Genomic DNA, 12,511 nt, shown 5'->3' on the forward strand with positions numbered 1-12,511 from the left:
GTAAAGCATGGCAAGAAAAAAACAGCCGAAAAGAGAAAATACGCCGAAGATGCAGGGCTTTATTGCGGGCGCGGGTGAAATTCAGGCGCAGGACATCAACGACACGCTGCGGCAGAACTACATGCCGTATGCGATGAGCGTTATTATGTCCCGTGCCATCCCGGAGATTGACGGCTTTAAGCCCTCGCACAGAAAGCTTCTCTATACGATGTACAAAATGAACCTGCTCGGCTCGGCGCGCACGAAAAGCGCGAACATCGTCGGTCAGACGATGAAGCTGAACCCGCATGGCGACAGTGCGATTTACGACACGATGGTGCGTCTTTCCCGCGGCTACGAGGCGCTTTTGCACCCCTATGTAGACTCTAAGGGCAACTTCGGTAAGTTTTATTCCCGTGACATGGCGTGGGCGGCTTCCCGTTACACGGAAGCGCGCCTTGACCCCATCTGCCGCGAGCTGTTCCGCGATATCGACAAGGACACCGTGGATTTTGTCGACAATTACGACAGTACGATGAAAGAGCCAACGCTGCTGCCGGCGGCGTTCCCCTCGGTGCTCGTCAACGCAAACACGGGCATTGCGGTTGGCATGGCGTCGTCCATTTGCCCGTTTAATCTCGCCGAAGTGTGCACCACGGCGGCGGAGCTCATCCGTGACCCGAAGCACGACATTTTTACGACGATGCAGGCGCCGGACTTCCCGGGCGGCGGGCAGATTATTTTCGACCGCGCGGCGATGGAGCAAATCTACAAAACAGGCCGCGGCAGCATCAAGGTGCGCTCGCGCTACACGTATGATAAATCCGCAAACTGCATCGATATTACCCAGATTCCACCGACAACGACCATTGAAGCCATTGTGGAAAAGATCATCGACCTTGTGAAGCAGGGCAAGGTGAAAGAAATCACCGACATTCGAGACGAGACGGGTCTGGACGGACTCAAGATCACGATCGACTTGAAGCGCGGCGCAGACCCCGATAAGCTGATGCAGCGGTTGTTCCGCATGACGACGCTGGAGGACAGCTTCTCTTGCAATTTTAACGTGCTCATCGCGGGTATTCCGCGTGTGCTGGGTGTGCGTGAGCTCTTTGAGGAGTGGACGGCGTTCAGAATGGAATGTGTCCGCCGCAGAACGCACTACGACCTCACGAAGAAGAAAGAGAAGCTGCATCTGCTCTACGGCCTCAAGGCAATCTTACTCGACATCGATAAAGCCGTGCGCATTGTGCGTGAGACCGAGGAAGAAAGCGAAGTTGTGCCGAACCTCATGATCGGCTTTGGCATCGACGAAATTCAGGCCGAATATGTAGCGGAAATCCGTTTGCGCCATTTAAACCGCGAGTTCATCTTAAAGCGCACCGAAGAGGTGAACAGCTTAGAGGAAGAAATTCGTGACCTTGAGGCAATTTTGGCTTCAAAAACGCGCATTAAGACGATTATTGTGCGCGAGCTGAATGAAATCGCGCAGAAGTACGGCCAGCCGCGCCGCAGCCATATTTTGTACGCGGAGGAAATTGCCGAAGAAGAGCCCGTGGAGACTGTGCCGGATTACCCGGTGAACCTGTTTTTCACGAAAGAAGGCTACTTTAAGAAGATCACCCCGCTTTCCCTGCGCATGGGCGGCGACCAAAAGCTGAAAGAGGGCGACGAGATCGCCCAACAGATGGAATCGACAAACGCGGCAGAGCTTTTGTTCTTCTCCGACAAAGCGCAGGTCTATAAACTGAAAGCGGCGGATTTTGCCGACACCAAAGCGAGCGTGATGGGCGAATATGTGCCTGCGCGCGTGCAGATGGACGAGGGCGAAAGCGCTGCGTACATGGCTGTAACGACCGACTTTAAGGGCTATATGCTGTTTGTTTTTGATAACGGCAAGGTCGCCAAGGTGGAGCTTTCCGCGTACTACACGAAGACGAACCGCAGAAAGCTCATTAACGCGTATTCCGACAAGGCCCCGCTTGCGGCGGCGCTGCAAATCTTGGAAGACTGCGATGTGCTGCTGACGTCCTCAAGCGGCAGACGACTGCTCATGAACACGGCGCTCATCGCCCCGAAGACGACAAAGAGCACGCAGGGCGTGGCGGTGATGAACCTGAAAAAAGGCCAACGCATTACGGACGCGCATATCTACCAAGAAGACGAGCTGCAGAACCCGTCGCGGTACAGAAAGAAGATTCCGGCGCTCGGCGCACTGCCGAACGGAGAGGAGGGCGGCGAGCAGATCTCGCTGTAAAAAATCAGCCCTCCGGCAAGACCGTTTGGCGTTCCGTTTGTGCAGGCGTGTGGCCTGCGCGGCGGAGCGTTCAGTCCTACTGAAGGGCGGGCAGCATACAGTCCGCACCATGGACTGCGCCGCCCGCCCGGGAAAGACCCCGCTCGTGTGACGCGAAAGTGCGGTTTTGCCGCACGGTCCGTTTTGGCGCGCACAAACGCCTGACTGTGACTGCCTTGGTATCAGTATGGACGTAGGACGGCGGAATATGCAGGAAAAAAGCAAAAAATCCTGTTGCAAAATCCCGCTTTGTATGGTATCATAATTAAGCTACGAATAAAATTAGCGTTAAGTCTCTTGAAGAGGAGGTAAAATATATGGGTGCTGTTGAAATTATTTTCGGTATCGTTCTGCTTCTTTTCGCACTGGCGATCATCATTGTCGTACTGTTGCAGGAAGGCCATCAGCAGAGCCTCGGCGCGATTACCGGCGGCGCGGATACGTTCCTTTCCAAGAATAAGGCGCGTTCCATGGATGCGTTCCTTGCTCGTTGGACAAAGTTCATTGCGATCGGCTTCTTTGTGCTGGTCCTTGTGATCAACATCATTATGTATTTCACAAAGTAAGTCAATACTTGCGGAAATGCGCCTCGCTTTTCGATGGGTCTCCATTCGGAATGCGGGGCTTTTGTTTTTATAAATCAGGTTTTAGGAGGGAATATCATGTTTGAAGAGATTGAACGCCTCACCCGCGCGCTGTGCGCAGAGCACGGCACATCCGGCTGTGAGGGCGACGTGTTCAAAGTTGCGAAAAAGGAGCTCGGCTTCTGCAAAGAGGTGTGTGAGAACGAGCTTGGCGGCGTTGTGGGCATTTTCGGCGATTTGAGTTCTAAGCGCCGCATTTTGCTGGACGCGCACATTGACCAGATCGGTATGATCGTGACGGACATTGACGAAAACGGCTTTCTGCATGTGACGAATGTGGGCGGTGTGGACCGCCGCACGCTGCCGGGCAGCCCTGTTACCGTGTTCGGCACGGAGACCGTCACGGGCATCGGCTGCACGCTGCCGCCGCACCTTGCAAAGGGCGATGATAAGATAAAGCCCGTTGCGGAGCAGTGCATTGACTTAGGGCTTCCGAAAGAGGAAGTGGAGAAGCTCGTCGCTGTCGGCGACCGCGCCGCACTGACGCGCCCGCTGAAAAAGCTTATGGGCAACCGCATCACGGGCACGGCGCTCGACGACCGTGCGGGCTGCGCGTGCGTCATCCGCGCCGCACAGCTTGCAAATGAACAGAACCCCGATTGCTGCGTTATGGTGCTGTGCTCCACAAAGGAGGAGGTCGGCGGGCAGGGCGCGCAGGTCTCTGCGTATGCACTTGAGCCCACCGAGGCCATTGCCGTGGACGTTTCGTTCGCAAAGCAGCCGGACGCGGAGAGCATGCTTACCGCGGAGCTCGGCAAAGGGCCGATGATCGGCTTCTCCGCGGCGCTGGACAGAAAAATCAGCAAAAAGCTTGTCGAGCTCGCAAAGCGCGAAAATATCCCGTATCAGCTGGAAGCCATGGGCGGCAGAACGGGTACGAACTGCGACGAGATCAGCACCACCCGCGGCGGCGTGCGCGCGGGGCTCATCTCCGTGCCGCAGCGCAACATGCACACCCCGGCGGAGGTCTGCGATTTTGAGGATATGGAGAACATCGCAAAGCTCATCGCGGCGTATATCACGGATAAGGAGGCGCAGCCGAATGCTTAACTATGAAATTCTGGAAAAGCTTACCCGCACCATCGGTGTTTCCGGCGAGGAAGACGATGTGCGCAGCGTGATCTTAAGTGAAATTGAGCCGTATGCGGACGAGATTCACATTTCGCCGCTCGGCAACATTCTGGCGTTTAAAAAGGGCGAAAAGCGTCCCGAGAAGAAGCTGATGCTCTGCGCTCACATGGACGAAGTGGGCTTTGTCATCACAAACATCACGGAAAACGGTCTTTTGAAGTTCACGACGGTCGGCAATATCCGTCCGGAGGTGCTCTCCGGCCGTGATGTGCTGGTGGGCGGCAAAACGCCGGGTGTCATCTGCGCAAAGCCGGTGCATTTGCTCAAGGGCGATGAATTTGAAAAGCCCGTGCCCGTGAACGAACTCGCCATCGACATCGGCGCAGATACACGTGAGCAAGCCGAGACATTGGTGCAGATTGGCGACAACGCGTGCTTTGTGCCGTTCTTTGAGCACGTGCACGGTACGGTGAAGGCGAAGGCGCTCGATGACCGCGTGGGCTGCTTTGCGCTCATCACGCTGATGCAGCGCCCGCTCGAATACGACACGTATTTCGTCTTCTCCACGCAGGAGGAGATTGGCCTGCGCGGCGCGGGCACGGCGGCGTATATTCTGGAGCCCGATGCGGCGCTTGTGCTGGAGGGTACGACGGCGGGCGATATTCCCGGCGTGAGCCCGACGGACGCAGCGTGCAAAATGGGCGGCGGCGCAGTCATTTCCCTTACGGATATGCGCACCGTTTACCCGAAGGATTATTTCCGCCGCGCGATGGCGCTCGGTAAAGAAAACAATATTCCGGTGCAGCCGAAGACCGTGCGCGCCGGCGGCACAGACGCGGGCACCATTCACGTTTCCCGCGGCGGCGTGAAGACGCTGACGATCTCGCACCCGTGCCGCTATATCCACAGCGCGATCGCGATGACGACCGAAAAGGACATAGAGGCGGTTGTTGACTTGACGGCGCTGATGATGGCGGAAATTTCCGGCGGCAAGCTGTAATGATCCGTCTTGCGGAAAATTTAGAAGCGCTCTCTATGCCGTGCGGAAGTTCTCCGTTTGGCTGCCAGATCCGGTCTAAAGCGCAGGCGTATGGCTTTCATCAGTCGTTCGCGCAGTTTTGGACGGACGGGGAAGCCGCCTACGGAAAAACGGACGGCTCCGTCTGCATTGCGGGGGAGATCACCGACGCGGACGAGGCGCGTGCGTTTTTGCGTGCGGTGGGCACAAATGAAGTCGTGTACAGCGCGGAGAATGCCGAAAAGCTGGGGCTAAACATCACCGAAAGCGGCGCAATTTTGCAAAAATCGCTGCGAAATGAGACTGTGCATCCTGCGGAGGAAATTTCTCCGAGAGAGATTTATGCTGTGCTGAAAGCAAACGGCATGGTGGGGGAGTTCGAGCCGTTTTACCTCGATTTATCTCACCGCATGCGGCACGGCACGGTGCGCTGCGCGGGTGTTTCGGCAGATGGGAAGACCGTCGCAGTGGCTGCAGCAGTGCTCGGCGAAAGCGCGAGCCTCATTTCTGCTGTGGCGGTGCTGCCGAAATTTCACCGCAGGGGGCTTGGCACGGCGGTTGTCCGAAAAATGGAGCGAATGCTGCCGAGCGGCACGGTGTATATCCTGCGCGAAGAAAGTAAAAACGAGGCGTTTTATGACGCTTTGGGCTATAAACCGTGCGGCGCATGGGCGCAGGGAAAATTATGCAATTAAAATAATTCAGATAAAGGAAGGCTTTTGCGTTTGCGAAAGCGGGTTTACTATGTACGAGTTTTTTAAAATGGATGACCGCGTGCTGAAGGCGGCGGAGGAAGCGGAGCAAAAGGCTGCGCCGTACCTTGCGAAAATTTCCGAAACACAGCGGTATAATCAGGAGAAGATGCAGGCTGCGTTCATGCAGGCAGGTGTCAGCGAGAGCCACTTTGTGGCAACGACAGGCTACGGCTATGGCGACCGCGGCCGCGACGTGCTGGACGAAGTGTACGCGCGTGCCCTCGGTGCGGAGGACGCGCTGTGCCGCTATAATTTTGTCAGCGGCACGCATACGCTTACCGTAGCGCTTTTTGGCGTTCTGCGCCCGGGCGACACGATGCTGAGCGTTACCGGCATGCCGTATGATACGCTGCGCGGCGTGATCGGCATTACGGGCGACGGTAACGGCTCATTAAAGGAGTTTGGCATAAACTACGAGCAGCTTGACCTGCTGCCGGACGGCACGCCTGACTATGACGGCATGGAGACGGCCATCACACCGAAGCACCGCATGGTGTACATTCAGCGCTCCCGCGGGTACAGCCTGCGCCCGTCCCTGACGGTGGAGGAGATCGAGCGCATTGTAAAGATTGCAAAGCGCCGTGCGCCGGACTGCATTGTCATGGTGGATAACTGCTACGGCGAGTATGTGCAGAAAATGGAGCCGACGGCTGTGGGTGCAGACCTTATGGCGGGTTCGCTCATCAAAAATCCGGGCGGCGGCATTGCGCCGACGGGCGGCTACATTGCGGGCCGCCGCGACCTTATTGAAAGCTGCGCGTATCGCCTGACGACCCCGGGTACGGGTCGCGAGATCGGCTGCACGCTCGGCAACAACCGCGAGCTTTTCATGGGCACGTTCCACGCGCCGAACGTCACGGGTGAAGCCTTAAAGACCGCTGTGTTCACGGCGGCGCTGTTTGAGGGCTTCGGCTTTGACGTGACCCCGCGCTACGATGAGCCGCGCGCGGATATTATTCAGGCGGTGCAGCTGCGCGAGCGCGAGGCGCTGTGCGCATTTATCCGCGGCATTCAGCAGGGCGCGCCGGTCGATTCCTTCGTTGTGCCGGAGCCGAGCCCCATGCCGGGCTACGACTGCGACGTCATCATGGCGTCCGGCTCGTTCACGTTTGGCTCGTCCAGTGAGCTTTCTGCGGACGCACCGCTGCGTGAGCCGTTTGCGGCATGGATGCAGGGCGGTGTGAACTTCAACAGCGGCCGCCTCGGTGCGATTTTGGCGGCACAGTCCATGCTGAACGCGGGCTTTTTGAATCTCTAAATTATAAATTTTCGGCGGCAGGCTTCGGTTTGCCGCTTTTTTTGTTGTCGATTTATCCGGAAGATAAAACTTTTATCTTTCTTTTTGAATAAAACCGTGCTATACTTTTTTTAACAACTTTTTAGGGGTGTTACCATGAGAGACAGAAAAAAGGCGCAGGCTTTGGCGCACGAGCTTGTTTCCAAAATGACGATAGAGGAACGCGCTTCACAGCTGAAATTTGATGCGCCGCCCATTGAACGGCTGGGCGTTCCGGCGTACAACTGGTGGAACGAAGCGCTGCACGGCGTGGCGCGCGCCGGCACGGCGACGATGTTTCCGCAGCCCGTTGCCATGGCGAGCATGTTTGACCCGGAGATGATCCGAAAAATCGGCGATGTCGTTGCGACGGAGGCCCGTGCGAAGTATAACGAAGCTTCTAAGCACGGCGACCGCGATATTTATAAGGGCCTCACGTTCTGGTCGCCGAATATCAACCTGTTCCGCGACCCGCGCTGGGGCAGAGGGCAGGAAACGTACAGCGAAGACCCGTACCTCACGGCGCGGCTCGGCGTGGCGTACATCAAGGGCTTGCAGGGTGACGGGAAATATTTGAAGGTCGCGGCGTGCGCGAAGCACTATGCTGTGCACAGCGGCCCGGAGGCCATTCGCCACGAATTTGACGCCGAGGTGAGCCGGAAGGATTTGTGGGAGACGTATTTGCCCGCGTTTGAAGCCGCTGTGAAAGAGGGCGAAGTGGAGGCCGTGATGGGCGCATACAACCGCACGCTCGGCGAGCCGTGCTGCGGCAGTGACCTGCTCATCCGCAAAATTCTGCGCGGCAAGTGGGGCTTTCAGGGACACTTTGTCTCCGACTGCTGGGCAATTTCCGATTTTCACCTGCACCACCACATCACGACCACCGCGCCGGAATCCGCTGCGCTCGCCATTAAGATGGGCTGTGACGTAAACTGCGGCAACACATATCTGCATTTGCTGCGCGCGCTCGAGGATGGGCTCATTACCGAGGACGACATCACGACGGCGGCGGAGCGGCTCTTTACCACGCGTTTTATGCTCGGCGAGTTTGACGAGAACTGCGAATACAACTCCATTCCCTATGAGGTCGTGGAGTGCCCGGAGCATTTGGCGCTCAGCGAGGAAGCCGCGCGCAGAAGCGTTGTGCTGCTGAAAAACGACGGCATTTTGCCGCTTGATAAAGCGAAAATCAAGACGATCGGCGTCATCGGCCCGAATGCGAACGACCGCATGGCGCTCATCGGCAACTACCACGGCACGGCGTCAAGATATATCACGGTGCTAGAGGGCATTCAGGACTATGTAGGCGACGACGTGCGCGTGCTGTACGCCGAGGGTTGCCACCTCTACAAAGACCGCGTGGAGGGGTTGGGCCTGCCCGGCGACCGCCTTTCCGAAGCCGAGACCGTGGCGGAGCACAGCGACGTTGTGGTGCTGGTGACGGGCCTCAATGAAAATCTTGAGGGCGAGGAGATGGACCAGAGTAATTCTGTCGGCTCCGGCGACAAGGCGAATTTGCTGCTGCCCGCGCCGCAGAGAAAGCTGATGGAGATTGTCGCGAAGACCGGCAAGCCCGTCATTCTCATCAATATGACCGGCAGCGCCATGGATTTGCGCTTTGCGGAGGAAAGCTTCTCCGCCGTAGTGCAGGGCTGGTATCCGGGTGCACGCGGCGGCAAGGCGATTGCGGAGCTTTTGTTCGGCAAGTATTCCTTCAGCGGCAAGCTGCCCGTGACGTTTTATAACGACTCCGACGAGCTGCCCGCGTTTACGGATTACGCGATGGAAAACCGCACGTACCGCTACTTTACGGGCGGCGTGCTGTATCCGTTCGGCTATGGCCTCACTTACGGTAAAACGGAAGTGACGAAAGCCGAAATGCGTGATGACGGCGAGCACTATACGATTACGGCGACGGTCAAAAATGAGGGCTGTGCCGTGCATGAGATTTTGCAGGTCTATGTGCGTGACAATGAATCAGAATTTGCGGTGCGCAACCACAGCCTTTGTGCGTTTAAGGCGGTTTCACTCGGTGCAAATGAGACGTGTGACGTCGAGATCACCGTGCCGAAGGCCGCGCTTGAAATTGTGGACGACACCGGCACGCGCCGCGTAGACAGCCGCAGCTTCACGTTCTTCGTCGGCACCTCGCAGCCGGATGACCGCAGCGCGGAGCTGCTTGGTACCCGCCCGGTTGCGGTAGAACTCAAGCTGTAATAAAGTAAATGCAAACGACCCTTTCGCGGCAATTTGCCCACCGAAGGGGTCGTTTTGTCTGTGACTTTTTAAGGCTTTCCATTTACAAAATTTGCCGAAAGTTGTATACTGATACTGCTATTTTTTAATTCGGAAAGGCAAAAGTATGGCTGCAGATATAAAGAAAAACGATGATTTTTCAAAGGGACCGATTTCCAAAACGATCCTGCGCCTTGCGGTGCCGATGGTGCTGGCGCAGTTTGTGAACGTCTTATATAATATCGTAGACCGCATGTATATCGGGCATATTTCCGATACATCGGTGGATGCGCTGACGGGCGTCGGCGTGACGTTTCCGATTTTACTGATGGTGACGGCGTTTGCGAATTTATTCGGCTCGGGCGGTACGCCGTTGTTTTCTATGGCGCGCGGTGCGGCACAGCAGGGCGGCGAAGAGGGCGAAAAGCAGCGTGAGCGCGCCGCAGACGTGATGAACAACACGTTCTCGATGCTCGTCATTACGGGCGTAATTTTGTGCATTGTGGTGCTGCTCCTCAAAAAGCCGGTGCTGTATCTCTTCGGCGCGAGCGACGCGACGTACCCTTATGCGGACAGCTATCTTTCGGTTTACATGCTCGGCAGCGTATTCATGATGGTTTCGCTTGGCATGAACGGGTTCATCAATGCGCAAGGCTTTGCGAACCGCGGCATGCTGACGGTCGTTATCGGCGCAGTGGTGAACATCGCGCTTGACCCGCTGTTTATTTTTGTGTTCGACATGGGTGTGCAGGGCGCGGCGCTTGCAACGGTGCTTTCGCAGCTCGTTTCCGCCGTGTGGGTGGTGCGCTTCCTGCTCGGTAAGCGTACGCTGTTTCGTTTGGAGTTAAAGCGCATGCGCCCGCAGGCAAAGCTCATCGGTAAGATCACCTCGCTTGGCATTTCGGGCTTTATCATGGGCTTTACGTCGAGCGCTGTGCAGGTGGCGTGCAACGCGATGCTCTCGCAACACGGAGGCGACCTGTTCGTCGCGGTCATGACGGTCATCAACTCCATTCGCGAAGTGACATATACGCCGGTAACCGGTGTGACATCTGCCGCGGCGCCGGTGGTCAGCTTCAACTACGGCGCACAGAAATATAAGCGCGTGCGCGGCGTGATTGTGTTCACGACGGTCGTTTCATTCAGCTATATGGTGCTTGTATGGCTCGTGCTAAGGCTGTTCCCACACGTGTTTATTCAGCTTTTTAACGGCGACCCGCAGTTACTCGAAACATGCACGCACGCCATGCACATTTATTTCTTCGGGTGCTTTATGATGGCGCTGCAAATGTCGGCGCAGTCTGTTGTGCAGGCGATGGGTCGCGCAAAGCAGGCGATTTTCTTTTCACTGCTCCGCAAGGTCATCATCGTCATTCCGTTGACGTTTTTGCTGCCGCAGATCCCCGCTGTCGGTGTGGACGGTGTGTTCTGGGCGGAGGCTATCTCGAACTTTGTGGGCGGCGGCGCGTGCTACATTACGATGCTGTGCACCGTCTGGCGCGAATTAAAACACAAAGAAATGGGCGAGCTTGCACAGGCGAAAAAGTAAAAAGAACGGAGCCGCGCATGGGTGATAAACCTGTGCGGCTCCGTTTTTTGTATGCGGCTTATTCTGCGGTGTCGGGTGAGGGAGCGGTGCTTTCTGTGCCGCTTGCATCGCTTTCGGAAGCGGTCGGCTCTGCGGCGGGGTAATCGACGCGCCCAGCACATCGCCGGTCGTTTCGTCTTTTACGGTGAAGTGCACCGTGAAGCTTTCTGCATCCTCGCCCGTAAACGCTGCGTAGAGCAGCGCGGGAATGTACACGGCCTGCGCAGCGGCGTTGTCGCGCTCCGGTTTATACAGGTCTTTGGTGCTCAGAATTTCGGCGCTGCGGCCGTCTTCGGAAAGCGTGACGCTTTTTATAAACGGCCACGTGCCGTCCTCCGGCAAAGCGATGATCTGCTCGTGCAGACTTTCCTTCAGCGCGGCGCAGACGGCATCGCGCTCGTCTTTTGTCATTTCTACCGTGCAGGAGCCGTCATCATTTGTGGTGACGTTTGTAAGCCCCAGCCGGTGCGCCGCGGCGGTGATGTCGAGCCCTGTGCGGCGCAGGGTGTCCTTGGAGATCTGCACGGTGTAATCCCGCTGCGGTTCGGAAGACGCGGCGGCAGGCGCTTCGCTTGCCGTTTCGGTCTGCCCGCCGCACGATGCCGAGGAAAAGATGAGTGCCGCAGCGAGCAGAAGCGCCGCCAAAAGCCGTTTTGCGTTTCTCATTTTGAACACCTCTTTATGAGCTTATCTTAAACTATATCATACCGTATTCGGCGAAAAAAGTCAAAAGAATCAAAAAGCTGTTCAAAGTCGGAACTTTTTCACAAAAATATGTGGAAACAGAAGAAAAAACATGGTATACTGAAACCGATCATGCAGGGAATGGAGGGATCCGATTGACCGGTGCGATTTTAGGAGACATTGCCGGCTCGCGGTTTGAGTTCAGCAAACCGAGCGGGTTCAACTATAAAAAGGTGGAGCTTTTTGGAAACAACTGCTTTTTCACGGACGATACGGTGCTGACCATCGCGACGAAATACGCGCTTTTAAATGACGTCAGCTATGCAAAGGCTTATGGCAAATTCGGGCGTATGTACAGAGACGTGGGGTACGGCACGATGTTTCAGCGCTGGCTGGACGGACATGCCGAAACGGGCTACGGCAGCTTTGGCAACGGCGCGGCCATGCGCGTCAGTTACATCGCTTACCACTTTGATACGCTGGAAAAGGTGGAGGAAGAAGCGAAAAACAGCGCCATGTGCACACACAACCACATAGAGGGCCTGAAAGCCGCCGTTGCGACCGCGGGGCTCATTTACCTTGCGCTGCACGGCGAGCGCAAAAAGGACCTGAAAAAATACTTTAACAAAGAGTTTGAATACCCCGTGCATAAGCCGCTGTGGGCGTACCGGCCGAAGGCGAAGTTTGATGCTACGGCGGAGGGGACCATGCCGCTTGCGTTCCGCTGCTTTATGGAAAGCGAGGATTGGGAAAGCTGCATCCGCAATGTGTTCAGCGTGAAGTGCGACACCGACACCGTGGCGTGCATTGCGGGCGGCATTGCGGGCGCATACTATAAGCGGACGGTGGAAAACGAAAAGGATCTTTTAAAACGCTACCTTATCAAGCCCGATAAGCGCAAGGTCGGCGAGTTTGACCGCTTTTTATACGATTGGGCTACAAAGTAACATTTCCGCATATATTTG

At 56.3% G+C, this 12,511-nt stretch carries 10 protein-coding genes; 9 read left to right on the forward strand and 1 reads right to left on the reverse strand.

Translation table 11 applies throughout. The features are described from left to right. The first annotated feature begins 7 nt into the window (after nucleotides 1–7). The 8 genes from ACLTX1_RS00065 to ACLTX1_RS00100 all read left to right on the forward strand — a co-directional run bounded on the left by ACLTX1_RS00065 (nucleotide 8) and on the right by ACLTX1_RS00100 (nucleotide 10,823). Nucleotides 8–2,236 carry a DNA gyrase subunit A gene (locus tag ACLTX1_RS00065; protein ID WP_412330295.1) on the forward strand — a complete coding sequence of 743 codons (2,229 nt, stop codon included), beginning with the start codon at nucleotides 8–10 and terminating at the stop codon, nucleotides 2,234–2,236. Between the two features lie 356 nt (nucleotides 2,237–2,592). Further along, nucleotides 2,593–2,841 (forward strand): preprotein translocase subunit SecG, encoded by a 249-nt coding sequence (gene secG / locus ACLTX1_RS00070; protein WP_176821445.1) that lies wholly within the window; start codon nucleotides 2,593–2,595, stop codon nucleotides 2,839–2,841. 96 nt (nucleotides 2,842–2,937) lie between these two features. Then, nucleotides 2,938–3,969 carry a M20/M25/M40 family metallo-hydrolase gene (locus ACLTX1_RS00075; protein WP_412330296.1) on the forward strand — a complete coding sequence of 344 codons (1,032 nt, stop codon included), beginning with the start codon at nucleotides 2,938–2,940 and terminating at the stop codon, nucleotides 3,967–3,969. Further along, a complete protein-coding gene (locus tag ACLTX1_RS00080; RefSeq protein WP_412330297.1) occupies nucleotides 3,962–4,990 on the forward strand; it encodes a M42 family metallopeptidase in 1,029 nt (342 codons plus the stop codon). Before ACLTX1_RS00075 ends, ACLTX1_RS00080 begins: the two co-directional genes overlap by 8 nt. Continuing rightward, nucleotides 4,990–5,703: a GNAT family N-acetyltransferase gene (locus ACLTX1_RS00085; RefSeq protein ID WP_412330298.1), complete on the forward strand. Its 714-nt coding sequence runs from the start codon at nucleotides 4,990–4,992 to the stop codon at nucleotides 5,701–5,703. Before ACLTX1_RS00080 ends, ACLTX1_RS00085 begins: the two co-directional genes overlap by 1 nt. Nucleotides 5,704–5,752: 49 nt before the next feature. After that, nucleotides 5,753–7,021, forward strand: a complete 1,269-nt coding sequence (locus ACLTX1_RS00090) for an aminotransferase class I/II-fold pyridoxal phosphate-dependent enzyme (protein WP_412330299.1) — start codon at nucleotides 5,753–5,755, stop codon at nucleotides 7,019–7,021. Nucleotides 7,022–7,156: 135 nt separating this feature from the next. Then, nucleotides 7,157–9,256 (forward strand): glycoside hydrolase family 3 C-terminal domain-containing protein, encoded by a 2,100-nt coding sequence (locus tag ACLTX1_RS00095; RefSeq protein ID WP_412330300.1) that lies wholly within the window; start codon nucleotides 7,157–7,159, stop codon nucleotides 9,254–9,256. A 145-nt stretch (nucleotides 9,257–9,401) separates the two neighbouring features. Further along, entirely contained in the window at nucleotides 9,402–10,823 is a 1,422-nt protein-coding gene (locus ACLTX1_RS00100) for an MATE family efflux transporter (RefSeq protein ID WP_412330301.1), read from the forward strand. On the opposite strand, the gene ACLTX1_RS00105 is transcribed toward ACLTX1_RS00100, so the two are convergent. Beyond that, on the reverse strand, nucleotides 10,779–11,528 hold the full coding sequence (locus ACLTX1_RS00105) for a hypothetical protein (RefSeq protein WP_412330302.1): 750 nt from the start codon (nucleotides 11,526–11,528) through the stop codon (nucleotides 10,779–10,781). The genes ACLTX1_RS00100 and ACLTX1_RS00105 overlap by 45 nt on opposite strands. Nucleotides 11,529–11,701: 173 nt before the next feature. Here ACLTX1_RS00105 and ACLTX1_RS00110 point away from each other — a divergent pair, with 173 nt between their 5' ends. Then, a complete protein-coding gene (locus tag ACLTX1_RS00110; protein ID WP_308448765.1) occupies nucleotides 11,702–12,493 on the forward strand; it encodes an ADP-ribosylglycohydrolase family protein in 792 nt (263 codons plus the stop codon). The last annotated feature ends 18 nt before the right edge of the window (nucleotides 12,494–12,511 follow it).

Source organism: Hominenteromicrobium sp., from assembly GCF_046974225.1.
Taxonomy (GTDB): domain Bacteria; phylum Bacillota; class Clostridia; order Oscillospirales; family Acutalibacteraceae; genus Hominenteromicrobium; species Hominenteromicrobium mulieris.

What these genes read in the sequence shown, in the direction of transcription:
- ACLTX1_RS00065 (WP_412330295.1), top strand. Translation starts at nt 8, where the DNA reads ATGGCAAGAAAAAAACAGCCGAAAAGAGAAAATACGCCGAAGATGCAG.
- secG (WP_176821445.1), top strand. Translation starts at nt 2,593, where the DNA reads ATGGGTGCTGTTGAAATTATTTTCGGTATCGTTCTGCTTCTTTTCGCA.
- ACLTX1_RS00075 (WP_412330296.1), top strand. Translation starts at nt 2,938, where the DNA reads ATGTTTGAAGAGATTGAACGCCTCACCCGCGCGCTGTGCGCAGAGCAC.
- ACLTX1_RS00080 (WP_412330297.1), top strand. Translation starts at nt 3,962, where the DNA reads ATGCTTAACTATGAAATTCTGGAAAAGCTTACCCGCACCATCGGTGTT.
- ACLTX1_RS00085 (WP_412330298.1), top strand. Translation starts at nt 4,990, where the DNA reads ATGATCCGTCTTGCGGAAAATTTAGAAGCGCTCTCTATGCCGTGCGGA.
- ACLTX1_RS00090 (WP_412330299.1), top strand. Translation starts at nt 5,753, where the DNA reads ATGTACGAGTTTTTTAAAATGGATGACCGCGTGCTGAAGGCGGCGGAG.
- ACLTX1_RS00095 (WP_412330300.1), top strand. Translation starts at nt 7,157, where the DNA reads ATGAGAGACAGAAAAAAGGCGCAGGCTTTGGCGCACGAGCTTGTTTCC.
- ACLTX1_RS00100 (WP_412330301.1), top strand. Translation starts at nt 9,402, where the DNA reads ATGGCTGCAGATATAAAGAAAAACGATGATTTTTCAAAGGGACCGATT.
- ACLTX1_RS00105 (WP_412330302.1), bottom strand. Translation starts at nt 11,528, where the DNA reads ATGAGAAACGCAAAACGGCTTTTGGCGGCGCTTCTGCTCGCTGCGGCA.